We start from the raw sequence: 15923 nt of genomic DNA, 5'->3' as shown, positions 1-15923 counted from the left end.
TGCTGTCCCGCCGAACGATCCCAGTCGGCTGATTCCGGCCGGACGCGGGGAATCTCCGGCCGAGAAGTCGCCCCAGCCGGCGCTCGTCCGGCGGTCAGCGGGCGTACAGGCCCTCCACCTCCTCGGAGAAGTCGCGCATGATCTGTTCGCGCCGGAGTTTCATCGAGGGGGTGAGGTGGCCCGCCTCCTCGGTGAAGTCCACCGGCAGCACGGTGAAGCGGCGGATGGACTCGGGACGGGAGACGAGTTTGTTGGCCTCGTCCACGGCCCGCTGGAGGACCGCCTCCAGCTCGGGGTCGCCGAGCAGCAGCTCCGGCGGCACCGGATGCTTGCCGTTCATCAGGCGCCAGTGGGTGATGCCGTCGGGGTCCAGGGTGAACAGGGCGGCGACGTAGGGGCGGGCGTCGCCGACGAGCATGCACTGGGAGACGAGGGGGTGCTGGCGCAGCCAGTTCTCCAGCGGAGCCGGGGCCACCGACTTGCCGCCCGCCGTGATCAGCAGCTCCTTCTTGCGGCCGGTGATGGTGAGATACCCCTCGTCGTCCAGCTCGCCGAGGTCGCCGGTGGCCAGCCAGCCGTCCTGGGTGGCGGGGACGACCCCGCCGGCCTGCGGGTCCCAGTAACCGCGCAGCACGTGGTCGCCGGCGATGAGGATCTCGCCGTCGGCGGCGATGCGCACCCGGGTGCCGGGCAGGGGCCAGCCGACGGTGCCGAGGCGGGGTTTGAGGGGCGGGGTGACGGTGGAGGCGCCGGTGGTCTCCGTGAGGCCGTAGCCCTCGAAGATCTCGATGCCGGCGCCGGCGTAGAAGGCGGCCAGGCGCCGGCCGAGGGGTGAGCCGCCGCAGATGGCGTACCGGACGCGGCCGCCCATGGCGGCCCGGATGCGCCGGTAGACGAGCGGGTCGTAGAAGGAGCGCTGGGTCTTCAGCGCCCGGCTGGGCCCGCCGCCCGAGCCGGTCTGCCGGGCCTCCAGCGCCTCGCCGTACCGTACGGCCACCGAGGCCGCGCGGTCGAAGACGCCGGCCCGCCCGCCGGCCTCGGACTTGGCGCGGGCGGAGTTGTAGACCTTCTCCAGCATGTAGGGGATGGTCAGCAGGCAGGTGGGCTTGAAGGCGGCGAGGTCCGGGAGCAGATCGTCGGCCGCGAGGCTGGGCGCGTGGCCGAGGCGGACCCGGGCGCGGATGCAGGCGATCGCCACCATGCGGCCGAAGACGTGGGACATCGGCAGGAAGAGCAGGACGGAGGGCTCGTCGTCCTTCGCCTTGAAGATCGGGTAGAGCAGCTCGATGGCGTTGTCGACCTCGGCGAAGAAGTTGCCGTGCGAGAGGGCGCAGCCCTTGGGGCGGCCGGTGGTGCCGGAGGTGTAGATGAGGGTGGCGAGGGTGTCGGGGACGAGCATGCCCCGCCGGACGCCGACCTCGCCGTCGGGCACCGGGGCGCCCAGCTCGGCCAGCCGCTCCACGTGCCCCTTCTCCATCACCCACAGGTGGCGGAGGTCGGGGATGTGCTCGAGTTCCGGGCCCATGGCGGCGGCCTGGCCCTGGGTCTCGGTGACCAGGGCCACCGCGCCGGAGTCGTGCAGGATCCAGCGGGTCTGGAAGACCGAGGAGGTGGGGTAGACCGGGACGGTGACCAGGCCGGCCGCCCAGGCGGCGAAGTCGAGCAGCGTCCACTCGTACGTCGTGCGGGACATCACGGCGATGCGATCGCCCGGCACCAGGCCTTCCGCGATCAGCCCCTTGGCCACCGCGAGCACCTGCGCGGCGAACTCGGCCGCCGTCACGTCGGTCCAGCCGCCGTCGGGCAGCCTGCGGCTGAGCACGGTGGCGCCGGGGTCCGCCTCGGCGTTGTCGAACGGCAGGTCCGCGAGCGAGCCGTGGGTCACCGGCGGCGCGAACGGCGGGACATGCGCCTCGCGCACGGCGCCGTCCAGCCGCCGGGTCTCCGGCTCGATCAGGACCGGGTGGCCGTCGTAGTCGGTGGCCACGACCGGCGTTCCGGGGGAGGCGGGGGTTCCGGAGGAGGCGGGGGCATTCGGGTACGGGGTGGACACGGGCGGCTCCTCGGGCGTGCAGCGGTGAACTGCTTGCTGCATGAACTACGTGCCTCGAGTGGCGAGGCGTTCACCGTCGGTGGCCGAAGAAGAGGTTACCGACGGTTAGTCAGGAGATCGTACGAGGCCGCTGTGGGGGCCTTGTGCGCGTTCCGGGATGGTACGGGGCCGGGGATGTGCAGCCTCGGGGGTTTGGTGAGTGGTGCTCACCTTCGTCCGGCCTCGTACGGACGGGCAGGTCAGAGGCGTTGACGGTGTGTCAGGGCCGTTCCAGGACCGCCGTGACGCCCTGACCGCCCGCCGCGCAGACGGAGATCAGCCCGCGCCCCGGCCCCTTCCGCTCCGCCAGCAGCTCGGCGAGGGTCGCCACGAGCCGGGCGCCGGTGGCGGCGAAGGGGTGCCCGGTGGCTAGCGAGGAGCCCGCCACGTTCAGCCGGTCCCGGTCCACGGGCGACAGCCCCCGCTTCTCCCAGGCGGCCAGCGTGGCCAGCACCTGGGAGGCGAAGGCCTCGTGGATCTCGACGAGGTCGAAGTCGGCCAGGTCCAGTCCGGCGCGCTCCAGCATGCGCGGCACCGCGTACGCCGGGGCCATCAGCAGGCCGTCCTCGCCGCCGGTCACGTCGCCGTGCACGAAGTCGACGGCCGCCGTCTCGTACGCCGTGAGGTACGCAAGGGGTTCAAGTCCACGCGCCTCGGCCCACGCCTCGCTCGCCAGCAGGACCACGGCGGCCCCGTCGGTCAGCGGCGTCGAATTGCCCGCTGTCATGGTCGGATTCGGCGCGCTGAGCCCGAACACGGGCTTCAGCCGGGCGAGTTTCTCGGGAGTCGAGCCCGGCCGCAGGTTCTGGTCCCGCTCCAGGCCCCGGAAGGGGACGACCAGGTCCCGGAAGAAGCCCCGCTCGTACGCCGCCGCCAGCCGCTGGTGACTGGTCGCGGCCAGCTCGTCCTGCGCCTCCCGGGTGATGCCCCAGGCGCGGGCGGTCACGGCCGCGTGCTCCCCCATCGACAGCCCGGTGCGCGGCTCGGCGTTGCGCGGGATGTCGGGGACGAGGTGGGACGGGCGGATCCTCGCGAGGGCGGCCAGCCGGGCGCCTGCCGACTTCGCCCGGCGGGCCTCCAGCAGGATGCGGCGCAGCCGGTCGTTGACGCCGAGGGGCGCGTCGCTCGCGGTGTCGGCGCCGCCGGCGACCGCCGACTCGGTCTGGCCGAGGGCGATCTTGTTGGCGGCGGCGATGATCGCCTGGAGTCCGGTGCCGCAGGCCTGCTGGATGTCGTAGGCGGGGGTGCGCGGGTCCAGGCGGGAGCCGAGGACCGTCTCGCGGGCGAGGTTGAAGTCGCGGCTGTGCTTGAGGACGGCACCGGCGACGAACTCGCCGACCGAGCCGGGCTCGTGCAGGTGGTGGCGCTCGGCGAGGCCGTCCAGGGCCGCCGTCAGCATCTCCTGGTTGGAGGCGGTGGCGTACGGGCCGTCGGAGCGGGCGAAGGGGATGCGGGTGCCGCCGATCACCGCGACCCGACGCGTCCGGGGTGGCTCAAGGGGACTCATCTCGACCTGCTCCTCACCGGTGACATCCATGGGATTACCGCTGGTAACCTTACTCCAGAGTAAGGACTTCGGACCGAGTCGCGCGGGAGTTGGCACATGGCGGACCGCTACCTGAGCTTCACCGGCACGGCACCCGGCCGGTTCCTCACCCGGCGCCTGGGCCTGCCCCAGCCGGCCGCGCTGAGCCGGTGGGCGCCCGAACAGCGCTGTCTGCGCGGCCACTTGCTGCACCTCACGGCAGGGAGGCCGACCCTCGGCCTCTCCCCCGTCCTGGCCCGCACCGGTCTCGCCCAGGGCGAGACCGACCCCGCCGCCGTCGTCCTGGACGCGACCGGCGTACGGGACCTGGACGCGCTGGCCGAGGTGCACGCGGCCCTGCACCCGGTCGTCCGCTCCGTGACTCCGAGCGGCCGCGTCGTCGTCCTCGGCGCCCCGCTCGACCCCGCCGACCACCACCAGTCGGCCGCCCAGCAGGCCCTGGAGGGCTTCACGCGCTCCCTCGGCAAGGAGATCGGCCGGGGCAGGACCGTCAACCTGGTCCGGGTGAGCGACGCGGCCGCCGCCGAGTCCACCCTGCGCTTCCTGCTCTCCCCCCGGTCCGCCTACGTCAGCGGCCAGGTGATCGAGGTCGGCAGCAGCCCGGTCACCGCCCCCGCCGACTGGGAGGAGCCGCTCGCCGGCCGCACCGCCCTGGTGACCGGGGCCGCGCGGGGGATCGGCGAAGCGGTGGCCGAAACCCTGGCCCGGGACGGCGCCCATGTCGTCGTCCTCGACGTACCGGCCGCCGAGGCGGACGCGCGCCGGGTCGCCGAACGGCTCGGCGGCACCGCCCTCGCCCTCGACATCACGGCCGACGACGCGGGCGAGCGCATCGCCGACGCGGTGCCCGGCGGCCTGGACGCCCTCATCCACAACGCGGGCATCACCCGGGACCGCCGACTGGTCAACATGCCTGCCGAGCGCTGGAGTCCGGTCCTGGAGGTGAACCTCGGCAGCGTCCTGCGCACCACCGACACGCTGCTCGCCAAGGGCGCGCTGCGCCCCGGCGGCCGGATCGTCGCCACCGCCTCGATCGCGGGCCTCGCGGGCAACGCGGGCCAGACCAACTACGGCGCCGCCAAGGCGGGGGTGGTGGGCCTGGTCCGGTGCCTGGCGCCGCGCGCGCTCGCCGAGCACGGGGTCACCGTGAACGCGGTCGCGCCCGGGTTCATCGAGACGAGGATGACAGCCGCGATCCCGCTGTTCATCCGGGAGGCCGGGCGCCGGATGAACTCCCTGGCACAGGGCGGGCTGCCCGTCGACGTCGCCGAGACCACGGCCTGGCTCGCCCACCCGGCCTCCGGCGCGGTCAACGGCCAGATCGTCCGCGTCTGCGGCCAGAGCCTGCTGGGGGCGTGATGGCCGCCGTCATCCCGACTCCCGCACCCGCGCCGATGCACCTGCCGGCCGGGCGCCCCTGCCGCCACCTGGAGGCCCGATGACCGCCCTCACCCTCACCTCCGCCCCCGCGCTGGCACCCCTGCTGGCCCGGGGTGCCCTGCGCTCGCCCTTCAAGCGGCCCTCCGCGCAGGCGGACTTTCCGCACACCCGTCTGGTGCTGCCCGGCCTGCGCGCCGACTCCGCCCGGCTGGCCGCCTACGAGAGGGTCTGCGGGTTCGCCCCCGCCCCGGCCGCCGACGGCACGGACACGCTGCCGGTCACCTACCCGCACGTCCTCGGCTTCCCGCTGGCCATGCGGCTGATGAGCGCGCGGGACTTCCCGCTGCCGCTGCTGGGGCTGGTGCACACGTCGGTGCAGATCGTGCAGCGGGGTGCGGTGCCGTCGGCCGGGGAGTACGAACTCGCCGTGCACATCGCCGGCTTGGCCCCGCACCGCCGCGGGACCGAGGCGACGGTGGTGACGGAGCTGCGCGGCGGAGGTGAGGTGCTGTGGGAGTCGCGGAGCACGTATCTGGCGCGGCATCGCACCGAGCGGCCCGGCGAGGAGCCCCGGGAGGAACCGCCGCCCGTGCTGCCGGTGGTGGCCGAGTGGCGGCTGGCCGAGGATGTCGGGCGGCGGTACGGGGCCGCGTCCGGTGACCGCAACCCCATCCATCTCCACCCCCTCACCGCCCGCCTCTTCGGCTTCCCGCGCGCCATCGCCCACGGCATGTGGACCGTGGCCCGCTGCCTCGCCGCCCACGGCACGGACGGCCCCACCGCGGTACGCGCCCGGTTCCGGGCACCTGTGCTGCTGCCGGGGACGGTGACCTACGGCGCGGACGACACCGGCCGCTTCGAACTGCGCGGCCGGGACGGCAGACTGCACCTGACCGGGGAGGCAGGGGCGCTGCCCGGTGCGGGGCAGGGCGAGGCGCCGTAGGGGATCGTCGCCGTGGCCGGGTGCGCGGGGCGGCCACGCCCACACGGCGGAGCCGCGCCTGGATACGGCCCCGCGCCCCTCAGGCGCGTCCTGCCTGCGGTGTCCATGAGTTGCCGCTCATCAGGTTGCCCAGGCCCGACCAGGCGAAGTTCATCAAGGTGGTGGCCGCCTGGTGGGTGGTGACCGCGGGGGTGGCGTTGGCCCAGGCGGCCAGGGACTCGGCGGCGCCGACCAGGGCCTCGGCGAGGCCGGCGACCTCGTGTTCGGGGAGGTCGGGGTCGCGGTGGGCCTCGCGGGCGGCGATCGCGATGAGCTGGGTCACGAACGCGACGATCTCCTCGCGCATCGCGGTGACCTCGGCGGCGAAGCTCTCCCCGTGGGTACGGGCCTGCAGGTGCAGCACGGACCAGCCGTCGGGATGCTCGGCGGTGTGCGCGAAGAACGCCTGGAGCCCCTCCCACAGCTGCCGGTCGGCGGGCAGCCCGGGGCGGACACCGGCGCGGACGGCCGCCGTGAGGGCCGCGGCCTCGCGGCGGATGCAGGCGGTGAAGAGGTCTTCCTTGGAATTGAGGTACAGATAGACCAACGGCTTGGAGACGCCCGCGAGTTCGGCTATCTCGTCCATGGAGGCGGCCATGTAGCCACGCTGGCCGAAGATCTGCACGGCGGCGTCGAGCATCTGCTGCTCACGGACCGCCCGCGGCATCCGTTTGGTCTTCACGGCACCCATGGGGCAAGCCTATTGGCCCCGAAGCCGGCCGGAGTCCGTCAGGAGGGCCGGCCGTGGGCGCGGGCGGTGTCGTCGGCCTCGTCCTCCTGGCTGCGGTTGGCCTCCAGGTTGGCCTTCATCCGGTCGACCCGGGTCACGATCCGCACCGAGGCCCGGTCCCGCTCCTTGCGCAGCGCCACCCAGCTGATCGGCGCCGAGAGCACCAGGGCGAGCAGCAGCACCCACAGGCCGTTGGAGTTGCCGAAGCCGCGCGGGAAGATGCCGGAGTAGACGGCTCCCCAGACGACCACGAGGCAGCCGGCGAAGATGCCGAGGCGCATCAGCGTGTAGCGGAGCATCTCAATCCACTCGTCCGATTCCAAAAGGGGTCATCGTCCAGTGAAGCACGAACGGAGGGCGATCTTGCATGGGGGTCAGCGCAGCGGCAGCAGCATGAAGACGTCGTCGCGGTGGTCGTCGGGGGCGACGCGGATGGCGTCGGGCACCCGGCCGACCTCCTGGTAGCCGCAGGAGCCGTAGAACCGCTCCAGGCCGAGGCCGCCCCGGCAGGTGAGCCGGATCGCGTCGATGCCCTCGAAGCCCCGGGCCGCGTCGGCGGCGGCCGCGAGCAGGTCCCGGCCGTAGCCCCGGCCCTGGTGCTTGGGGTGGACCATCACCGTGTACAGCCACACCCAGTGCGTCATCAGCCGGTGGGCGTTGAAGGCGAAGAACGCGGTGGCGGCGACCCGCCCCTCCTCGTCGTGCCCGACCAGCAGGCGGTGGCGCCCCTCGGCCATGCCGACGAGGTGACGGACCAGCTCGGGCCGCACGTCCTCCTGGGTCACCGGCGGTACGAAGCCGACGGCTCCGCCCGCGTTGGTGACGTCCGTCCAGAGGTCGAGTATGCCGTCGCGCAGGGCAGGGCCGACGGAGGGGTCGAGCGTGAAGGTAAGGGGCATGGGGTGATGTTATGCCTTACCCGAGCGCGTGTGCAGCCACTTCCAGGTCGGCCAGCAGCCCCCGGTACGCCCCGTCACGGTCCTCCGCCCGCAGCACCGCCGACGGATGGACCGTGGGCACGACCCGCTCCGGCCGCCCGTGGATCTCCCGCTCCAGCACGGTCCCGCGCACCTCGGTCACCCGGAACGAGGACCCGAACAGCGCCTTCCCCGCGGTGGCGCCCAGCACCACGATCAGTTCGGGCTCGACCAGCGTCAGCTCGGCCGCCAGCCAGGGCGCGCACGCGGTCATCTCCCTCAGGCTCGGCGATTTGTGGATGCGCCGCTTGCGGGGCTCGGCCCGGGTGAACTTGAAGTGCTTGACGGCGTTGGTGACGTAGGTCTCCGACGGGTCGATGCCGGCCTCGGCGAGCGCCCTGTCCAGCAGCTTGCCCGCCGGGCCGACGAACGGCCTGCCCTGCCGGTCCTCCTGGTCGCCGGGCTGCTCCCCCACGAGCATCACGCGCGCGGTCGCGCTGCCCGCGCCGAACACGGTCTGGGTGGCGTCGCGGTGCAGGGGGCAGCCCCTGCACCCCGCCGCAGCGCTGCGGAGGGCGTCCAGGTCGGCGCCGTCCGGGACGAAGGGGGCTGCTGTGTACCGGTCCTCCGGGGCCTTTGTCTCAGCCATGCAGGACGAGTACCCGTTTCAGACCCGCATCGGCTGGGGCGACTCCCGGCGCGACGGGTCGGGGCCCTCGTACTCGCGGATGATCTCGTACCGCGTGTTGCGCTCCACCGGCCGGAACCCCGCGTCGCGGATCAGCTCCAGCAGGTCGTCCCGCGTCAGCTTGTTCGGCGTGCCGAAGTTGTCCGCGTCATGGGTGATCTTGTATTCGACGACCGAGCCGTCCATGTCGTCGGCGCCGTGCTGCAGGGCCAGCTGGGCGGTCTGGACGCCGTGCATCACCCAGAACACCTTGACGTGCGGGACGTTGTCGAACAGCAGCCTCGACACCGCGAACGTCTTGAGCGCCTCCGCGCCCGTCGCCATCTGCGTGCGCGCCTGGAGCCGGTTGCGTACCTTGCCGTCCTTCATGTCCACGAAGTCGTGCTGGTAGCGCAGCGGGATGAAGACCTGGAAGCCGCCCGTCTCGTCCTGCAGCTCGCGGAGCCTGAGCACATGGTCGACGCGGTGCCGGGGCTCCTCGATGTGGCCGTACAGCATGGTGCACGGGGTCTTCAGACCCTTCTCGTGCGCCAGCCGGTGGATGCGGGACCAGTCCTCCCAGTGGGTGCGGTGGTCCACGATGTGCTGCCGGACCTCCCAGTCGAAGATCTCGGCGCCGCCGCCGGTCAGGGACTCCAGACCGGCGTCGATCAGCTCGTCCAGGATCTCCGACGCCGACAGACCCGAGATCGTCTCGAAGTGGTGGATCTCGGTCGCCGTGAACGCCTTCAGGGAGACGTTCGGGAGGGCGGCCTTCAGTTCCCGCAGGGAACGCGGGTAGTAGCGCCAGGGCAGGTTCGGATGCAGCCCGTTGACGATGTGCAGCTCGGTGAGGTTCTCGCTCTCCATCTGCCGGGCGAGCTTCACCGCCTCCTCGATGCGCATCGTGTACGCGTCCTTCTCCCCCGGCTTGCGCTGGAAGGAGCAGTAGGCGCAGGAGGCCGTGCACACGTTGGTCATGTTCAGGTGGCGGTTGACGTTGAAGTGCACGACGTCGCCGTTCTTGCGCGTCCGCACCTCGTGCGCCAGGCCGCCGAGCCAGGCCAGGTCGTCCGACTCGTACAGCGCGATGCCGTCCTCACGGGTGAGGCGGACGCCCGCCCTGACCTTCTCCTCCAGCTCGCGCTTGAGCCCGACGTCCATGCCCTCACCTTTCTACGACAACTCGCCCAACCCTATGCCTAGACCTCTTCGGGAAGCTCCCCGACCCGGTTCTCCCACTTGGTGGAGAGCACGATGGTGGTACGCGTCCGCGAGACGCCCTTGGTTCCGCTGAGCCGCCGGATGATCCGCTCCAGGCCGTCCACATCCGTCGCACGCACCTTGAGCATGTACGAGTCGTCGCCGGCGATGAACCAGCAGTCCTCGATCTCGGGCAGGTCCCGCAGCCGCTGGGCCACGTCCTCGTGGTCGGCGGCGTCGGAGAGCGAGATGCCGATCAGCGCGGTCACGCCGAGACCGAGGGAGGCCGCGTTCACGGTCGCGCGGTAGCCGGTGATGACACCGGCGGCCTCCAGCCGGTTGATGCGGTCGGTGACGCTGGGCCCCGACAGGCCGACGAGGCGCCCCAGCTCGGCGTAGGAGGCCCGGCCGTTCTCCCTCAGGGCCTGAATGAGCTGCCTGTCCACCGCGTCCATGCGATCGAAGCCTTCCGCTGAAGAGTTGCCTGAGTCCTGAAGTGCTGAAGTGCTGAAGTGCTGAAGTCTGAGGTGCCGAAGTCTGAGGTGCTGAAGTCTGGAGTCCGAAGTGCTGAAGTTCTGCGGTGCCGAACTGCTGAAGCGAGCAAGTGGTGCCGGGCCGGGCCCGGGCTAGCTCGGTGTTCCGCCGCCCAGTTCGCCCCTCCAGCGCCGGTACAGGCCGTGCCCGACACCCGCCGCGTCCAGCACCCGCCCGGCGACGAAGTCGACCAGGTCCTGGATGTGGGTGGCGCCCGCGTAGAAGGCCGGGGAAGCCGGCACCACGCTTGCGCCGGCGTCGTCCAGCGCGACGAGGTGGCGCAGGGTCTGGCCGTTCAAGGGGGTCTCCCGTACGGCCACGACGAGCGGCCGGCGCTCCTTCAGTGTGACGCCGGCCGCGCGCTGCAGCAGATCCTTGGACAGGCCGAGCGCCACACCGGCCACGCAGGCCGTGGACGCCGGCACGATGAGCATGCCCTTCGCCGGGTACGACCCCGAGGACGGTCCCGCGGCGAGATCCCCCGCGCTCCAGTACCGCACCCCGCTGACGTCCGCGTCGAAGACGCCGGGCTTGCCGTCGGCGCCTCGGCCCAGCCATTCCCGCAGGTCGTCCTGCCAGTGCGCGTCCCGGAACGAGATCCCCGTCTCGTCCAGCAGCGTCAGCCGCGAGGCCCGGCTGACCACCAGGTCCACCGCCTCGCCCGCCCCCAGCAGCGCCCGCAGCACGGCAGCCGCATAGGGCGTCCCGGACGCTCCGGACACCCCCACGATCCAAGGCACGCGCTGCGTTTCTCCTGCGTTCACACCTTGAGCGTACCGGTGGGTCGCCTGCTCCTCAGGCCGGGTGGCCAGGGGCCGCTCACACGGTCAGACCGCGAACCAGCAGATCCAGCAGCGCGCACACGAACAGGGCAATGCCGATGAACCCGTTGACACTGAAGAACGCCCTGTTCAGGCGGGACAGGTCGTGCGGGCGGACGATGCGGTGCTCGTAGCCGAAGGCGGCCGCGACGATCAGCAGACCCAGCCAGAAGAAGACGCCGGCGTGGGTGGCCACTCCGTACCAGACGAACAGCGCCGTGGTGAGGGTGTGGCAGACGCGGGCGCCCCGGATCGCGGCCGGGATGCCGAAGCGGGCCGGGACCGACATGACGCCGATCTCGCGGTCGGTCTCGACGTCCTGGCAGGCGTAGATCAGGTCGAAGCCACCGATCCAGATGCCGACGGCGAGGCCGAGGATCACCGCGTCCCAGGACCAGGAGCCGGAGACGGCGAGCCAGCCGCCGACCGGGCCCATCGCCTGGGCGAGGCCCAGGATGGCCTGCGGGAAGTTCGTGAAGCGCTTCCCGTACGGATAGACCACCATCGGGATCACGGCGACGGGGGCGAGGGCGAGGCAGAGGGGGTTGAGCAGGGCGGCCGAGCCCAGGAAGACCGCGACCGCGATCAGCGCGCCGGTCCAGGCGTGCTTCACCGACATCGCGCCGGTCACCAGCTCCCGGTGCGCGGTGCGCGGGTTGCGGGCGTCGATCTCGCGGTCGATGATCCGGTTGACCGCCATGGCGAAGGTACGCAGGCCCACCATGCAGATGGTGACCAGCAGCAGCCGGCCCCAGTGGATGTTCCTGTCCTCCTGGTACATCGCGGTGAGGGAGGCGATGTAGGCGAAGGGGAGCGCGAAGACCGAGTGCTCGATCATCACCAGGCGCAGGAACGCCCTGGTGCGTCCTGGCTGCGGAAGTGCCGCGGAGGCGCTGGTCACAGGCCGTACTCCTTCCAGCGGCGGTCCACCAGGGCCGCCGTGCCGGGGTCGGACAGGACCATGTCCGGCCAGCCTCCGTCGCGGGTGTAGCCCTCCTCGGGCCACTTCTTCGTCGCGTCGATCCCCGCCTTGCCGCCCCAGAACTGCTGGTAGGACGCGTGGTCGAGGTGGTCGACGGGGCCTTCGACGACCGTGAGGTCTCGGGCGTAGTCGGTGTTGCCGAGGGCGCGCCAGGCGACCTCGTGCAGATCGTGGACGTCGCAGTCGGCGTCCACGACCACGATGAGCTTGGTCAGGGACATCATGTGTGCCCCCCAGACCGCGTGCATCACCTTCTGCGCGTGCTTGGGGTACTTCTTGTCGATCGAGACGATCGCGCAGTTGTGGAAGCCGCCGGCCTCGGGCAGGTGGTAGTCCACGATGTCCGGGACGATGATCTTGAGGAGGGGCAGGAAGAAGCGCTCCGTCGCGCGGCCGAGCGGGCCGTCCTCGGTCGGGGGTCGGCCGACGACGATCGACTGCAGCAGCGGGCGCCTGCGCATCGTCACGCAGTCGATGGTCAGCGCGGGGAACGGTTCCTGCGGGGTGTAGAAGCCGGTGTGGTCGCCGAAGGGGCCCTCGGGCAGCATCTCGCCGGGCTCCAGCCAGCCCTCCAGCACCACCTCGGCGTGGGCCGGGACCTGGAGCGGGACCGTCTTGCAGTCGACCATCTCGATCCGCTTGCCCGCGATGAAGCCGGCGAAGAGGTACTCGTCGATGTCGCCGGGCAGGGGGGCGGTGGAGGCGTAGGTCACGGCGGGCGGGCAGCCGAAGGCGATGGCGACCGGCAGCCGCTCGCCCCTGCGGGCGGCCACCTGGTAGTGGTTCCGGCTGTCCTTGTGGATCTGCCAGTGCATGCCGATGGTCCGCCTGTCGTGGCGCTGCAGCCGGTACAGGCCGAGGTTGCGGATGCCGGTCTCGGGGTCCTTGGTGTGGGTGAGTCCGAGGTTGAAGAAGGAGCCGCCGTCCTGGGGCCAGGTGAACAGCGCCGGGAGCCGGTCGAGGTCCACGTCGTCGCCGTGCAGGACGACCTCCTGCACCGGAGCCTCTTTGACCTTCCTGGGCGGCACGTGCGCCATGGCGCCGAGCTTGCCGAACGCCTCGCGCACGCCGACGAACCCGTGCGGCAGCTCGGGCCGCAGCAGCCCGCCGATCTTGTCGCTGATCTCGCCGTACGACTTCAGGCCCAGCGCCTTCAGCAGCCGCCGGTCGGTGCCGAAGACGTTCATGGCCAGCGGCATCGCCGAGCCCTTGACGTTCTCGAAGAGGAGCGCCGGTCCGCCGGACTTCTGCACCCGGTCGACGATCTCCCCGACCTCCAGATACGGGTCGACCTCGGCCTTGATGCGCTTGAGGTCGCCCTCGCGCTCCAGCGCCCGCAGCAGGGAGCGAAGATCGTCATAAGCCATGCGGTCAAGTATCGCCGACGTGCCGCCCGGGACCGTGGCCGGGTGCGGTGAGCCGTGGCGGCTCGTGCCGTTCCCCGCGCCCTTCCGAATGCGGGCACCCGCTACCCTGGCCCGGTCACCGGGGCCGTCTCACTTCGTCGGGGGATCGCACGCCATGCTCAGGTATCTGCCGTTCCTGCTGGTACTGGCGGTGTGGATCTACGCCTTCGTGGACTGCCTGAACACCCCGGAGGACGAGGTGCGCCACCTGCCGAAGGTGGCGTGGATCATCATCGTCCTGCTGTTCGGCGAGGTGCTGGTCGGCCCGGTCGCCTGGCTGCTCACCGGCAAGGTGCGGCACGCTCCGGCGGGTGGCTCGACGCCCTCGCAGTGGCACCGCGACGCGGCCGCGCGGTGGGTCGCCCCCGACGACAACCCCGAGTTCCTCAAGTCCCTCGACAAGGACGACCCCGAGAAGGGCTGATGGAACTCCGGCTGCTCGTCACCTTCGACAAGGTCGCCGCCGTGCTGAGCTTCACCCGGGCCGCGGCCGAGCTGTCGTACGCGCAGTCCAGCGTGACCGGTCAGATCCGGGCCCTGGAATCCTCCCTGGGCGTCGAGCTGTTCGACCGGCTCGGCGGGCACATCCGGCTCACCGAGGCGGGCGAGCGGCTGGTGCCCTACGCCCGGCAGATCATCGAACTGGCCGAGGAGGCCCGGGCGGTGGTCACGGAGCCGGAGGAGCCCTCCGGGACGCTGACCGTCGGCACCATGGAGTCCCTGACCTCCTACCGGCTGCCCCCACTGCTGGAGTACTTCCACCACCGCCACCCGAAGGTCCGGCTCGCCCTGCGCACCACCATCGGCGACGAGACCCGGCAGGCGCTGCGCCAGGGGACGTACGACGTCGGCTTCCTGATGGAGGAGGAGACCGGGCACCCGGGCCTGGAGTGCGCGGTGCTCGCGGTGGAGCCGCTGGCGCTGGTGGCCGAGCCCGGGCACGCCCTGGCGGGACGGCCGTTGGTCACCGCCGACCTGACGGAGCAGTCGCTGCTGGCGACCGAGCCGGGGTGTGCGTACCGGGACCTGTTCGAGCGGGAGCTGACCGCGCTGCAGCCGGTGGAGTTCATGGAGTTCGGCACGATCGAGGCCACGAAGCGCGCGGCGGCGGCCGGCCTCGGCATCGCGCTGCTGCCCGAGGTGACGGTCGCCGCCGAACTCGCGCGGGGCACTCTCGTACGGCTGGGCTGGGAGCCGCCGTTCACGCTTCGGACGCAGCTGGCGTGGCGGGCCGGGAAGCGGCTTCCGGCGCATGCCCGGCTGTTCGTGGAGCGGGCGATGCGGCTGGTCGCCGAGCAAGGGTGACCTTGAGGCTCGCGGTCACGATCAGCGGGACGCCGAGCGCCTGGACGAGCCCGATGTGGTGGCCGTAGACCGCCCAGTCCATCACCATCGCCACGGCCGGGTAGACGAAGGCCAGGACGGCGATCTTCGTGGTGGGCAGCTTGGCGTAGGCGGCGTACATCAGGACGTACATGAGCCCGGTGTGGATCAGGCCGAGTCCGGCCAGCCAGCCCCAGCCGGCGCCGGTGCCCCGCATGGCGCCGAAGTCGGCGAAGGGCAGCAGCAGCGGGATGCCGACCAGGACCTGGACCAGGGCGATCAGATGCGGGCGTACGCCGGTGATCCGCTTGGTGACGACGGTGGACAGGCCGTAGAGCAGCGCGGCGAGGAGGGCCTGGCCGATGCCGGTGAGGTAGGTGCCGCCGCTTCGGAAGTCGGCGGGCGTGACGCCCGACACCAGGATCAGTCCGGCGAAGGCGAGGCCGATCCAGCCGATCCGCGCCGCGGTGAGGCGCTCACGGAACAGCAGGGCGCCGAGGAGGACCACGTAGAACGGCTGTGTGTGGTAGACGACGGTGGCGACCGAGATCGAGGTGTTCTCGTACGACTGGAAGAGCAGCACCCAGTTGAAGACGATGAACACCCCGCCGAGCACGGCGAGTCCGAAGGTGCGCGGGGTGAATCCGTGGTCGCGCAGCCACCCGCGGGCGAGGACGTAGCCGCCGAGCGCGAGGGCGCCGAACAGGACGCGGAAGAAGACGACGTCGAAGGGCGGGGCGCCGGACTCGACGACGAAGACACCGAGGGTGCCGGACAGCATCATCGCGGCGGTCAGCTGGGCGGTGCCCGTGCTCTGTGAGGTCATGGCGAGGACGCTACGGACGCGCGTCGGCGCAGGTCCACGCGCTGGTGGGGCGCGTTGCCGATGGGGTCATCGGCGCTGCCGATGGGTGCAGGCGGGCGGCGTGGGACCGGTCAGTCGCCGCGGAGCACCAGGGCGAGCAGGCCGGGGAAACGGGCGTCGAACTCCGCCCGGCGCAGCCGGTTCACCCGCTTCGGCCCCTCGTCCCGCTGCTCGACGAGGCCGGCGCCGCGCAGCACCGCGAAGTGGTGGCTGAGGGCCGCCTTGCCGACGGGCACGTCGAAGCTGCCGCAGCTTCGGGTCCAGTCGGCGGAGCCGGCCAGCTCGCGGACCAGGGTGAGGCGTACGGGGTCGGCGAGGGCGGCGAGCGCGGTGAGGACGGGCACGTCGTCGGGGTGGGTGTGCTCGGGGGCGGCCCGATGACTGCCGGCGGTCATGCCGTCTCCCCTTGAAGGTTGCCGAGCGTTCGACGGTTGCCGAGCGTTCGACGGTTGCCGAGTGTTCGATGAAAACCATA

At 71.9% G+C, this 15923-nt stretch carries 16 protein-coding genes and 1 pseudogene; 4 read left to right on the top strand and 13 right to left on the bottom strand.

Annotation, left to right across the window (positions count from 1 at the left end):
- Positions 1–94: 94 nt before the first annotated feature.
- The gene (locus tag ACZ404_RS33410) at positions 95–2053 is read right to left on the bottom strand and encodes an AMP-dependent synthetase/ligase (protein WP_468446525.1); all 1959 of its coding nucleotides are present in this window, start codon (positions 2051–2053) and stop codon (positions 95–97) included.
- A 259-nt stretch (positions 2054–2312) separates the two neighbouring features.
- Positions 2313–3599 carry an acetyl-CoA C-acetyltransferase gene (locus tag ACZ404_RS33405; RefSeq protein ID WP_468446523.1) on the bottom strand — a complete coding sequence of 429 codons (1287 nt, stop codon included), beginning with the start codon at positions 3597–3599 and terminating at the stop codon, positions 2313–2315.
- Positions 3600–3695: 96 nt separating this feature from the next.
- Between ACZ404_RS33405 and ACZ404_RS33400 the strand changes: the two genes are divergently transcribed.
- On the top strand, positions 3696–4997 hold the full coding sequence (locus ACZ404_RS33400) for a 3-oxoacyl-ACP reductase (RefSeq protein ID WP_468446521.1): 1302 nt from the start codon (positions 3696–3698) through the stop codon (positions 4995–4997).
- A 79-nt stretch (positions 4998–5076) separates the two neighbouring features.
- Positions 5077–5961 (top strand): MaoC family dehydratase, encoded by an 885-nt coding sequence (locus ACZ404_RS33395; protein ID WP_468446519.1) that lies wholly within the window; start codon positions 5077–5079, stop codon positions 5959–5961.
- 79 nt (positions 5962–6040) lie between these two features.
- Here the strand turns inward: ACZ404_RS33395 and ACZ404_RS33390 are convergent, their stop codons facing one another.
- The 9 genes from ACZ404_RS33390 to ACZ404_RS33350 all read right to left on the bottom strand — a co-directional run bounded on the left by ACZ404_RS33390 (position 6041) and on the right by ACZ404_RS33350 (position 13221).
- Entirely contained in the window at positions 6041–6691 is a 651-nt protein-coding gene (locus ACZ404_RS33390) for a TetR/AcrR family transcriptional regulator (protein WP_468446517.1), read from the bottom strand.
- A 38-nt stretch (positions 6692–6729) separates the two neighbouring features.
- Positions 6730–7029 (bottom strand): DUF4229 domain-containing protein, encoded by a 300-nt coding sequence (locus ACZ404_RS33385; protein ID WP_468446515.1) that lies wholly within the window; start codon positions 7027–7029, stop codon positions 6730–6732.
- A 75-nt stretch (positions 7030–7104) separates the two neighbouring features.
- Positions 7105–7629, bottom strand: coding sequence for a GNAT family N-acetyltransferase (locus ACZ404_RS33380; protein ID WP_468446513.1), 525 nt, complete (start codon positions 7627–7629; stop codon positions 7105–7107).
- Between the two features lie 16 nt (positions 7630–7645).
- Positions 7646–8296 carry a UdgX family uracil-DNA binding protein gene (locus ACZ404_RS33375; RefSeq protein ID WP_468446511.1) on the bottom strand — a complete coding sequence of 217 codons (651 nt, stop codon included), beginning with the start codon at positions 8294–8296 and terminating at the stop codon, positions 7646–7648.
- Positions 8297–8314: 18 nt separating this feature from the next.
- Entirely contained in the window at positions 8315–9478 is a 1164-nt protein-coding gene (gene mqnE / locus ACZ404_RS33370) for an aminofutalosine synthase MqnE (protein ID WP_468446509.1), read from the bottom strand.
- A 38-nt stretch (positions 9479–9516) separates the two neighbouring features.
- Positions 9517–9972, bottom strand: a complete 456-nt coding sequence (locus ACZ404_RS33365) for an Lrp/AsnC family transcriptional regulator (RefSeq protein WP_059251851.1) — start codon at positions 9970–9972, stop codon at positions 9517–9519.
- A 171-nt stretch (positions 9973–10143) separates the two neighbouring features.
- Positions 10144–10791, bottom strand: a complete 648-nt coding sequence (locus tag ACZ404_RS33360) for a UbiX family flavin prenyltransferase (RefSeq protein WP_468446618.1) — start codon at positions 10789–10791, stop codon at positions 10144–10146.
- A 79-nt stretch (positions 10792–10870) separates the two neighbouring features.
- Positions 10871–11773 carry a menaquinone biosynthesis prenyltransferase MqnP gene (gene mqnP, locus ACZ404_RS33355; protein WP_468446507.1) on the bottom strand — a complete coding sequence of 301 codons (903 nt, stop codon included), beginning with the start codon at positions 11771–11773 and terminating at the stop codon, positions 10871–10873.
- Complete coding sequence (locus ACZ404_RS33350) at positions 11770–13221, bottom strand: menaquinone biosynthesis decarboxylase (RefSeq protein WP_468446505.1); 1452 nt, start codon at positions 13219–13221, stop codon at positions 11770–11772. The genes mqnP and ACZ404_RS33350 overlap by 4 nt, the downstream gene beginning before the upstream one ends.
- Before the next feature lie 154 nt (positions 13222–13375).
- On the opposite strand from ACZ404_RS33350, the pseudogene ACZ404_RS33345 reads away from it, so the two are divergent.
- Together ACZ404_RS33345 and ACZ404_RS33340 are read left to right on the top strand one after the other, a co-directional pair.
- Positions 13376–13669, top strand: a pseudogene (locus ACZ404_RS33345) (PLD nuclease N-terminal domain-containing protein); the annotation flags it as partial.
- Between the two features lie 14 nt (positions 13670–13683).
- Positions 13684–14565: a LysR family transcriptional regulator gene (locus tag ACZ404_RS33340; RefSeq protein ID WP_468446503.1), complete on the top strand. Its 882-nt coding sequence runs from the start codon at positions 13684–13686 to the stop codon at positions 14563–14565.
- On the opposite strand, the gene ACZ404_RS33335 is transcribed toward ACZ404_RS33340, so the two are convergent.
- Both ACZ404_RS33335 and ACZ404_RS33330 read right to left on the bottom strand, forming a co-directional pair.
- Positions 14462–15409 carry a DMT family transporter gene (locus ACZ404_RS33335; RefSeq protein ID WP_468446501.1) on the bottom strand — a complete coding sequence of 316 codons (948 nt, stop codon included), beginning with the start codon at positions 15407–15409 and terminating at the stop codon, positions 14462–14464. The two genes, ACZ404_RS33340 and ACZ404_RS33335, sit on opposite strands and share 104 nt — an antisense overlap.
- Before the next feature lie 110 nt (positions 15410–15519).
- Positions 15520–15843, bottom strand: a complete 324-nt coding sequence (locus ACZ404_RS33330) for an ArsR/SmtB family transcription factor (RefSeq protein WP_468446499.1) — start codon at positions 15841–15843, stop codon at positions 15520–15522.
- Positions 15844–15923: the final 80 nt, after the last annotated feature.

This window comes from Streptomyces sp. NPDC030798, from assembly GCF_055572275.1.
The sequence above is the reverse complement of the archived record's forward strand: the minus strand, read 5'-3'. Positions and strand labels throughout refer to the sequence as shown.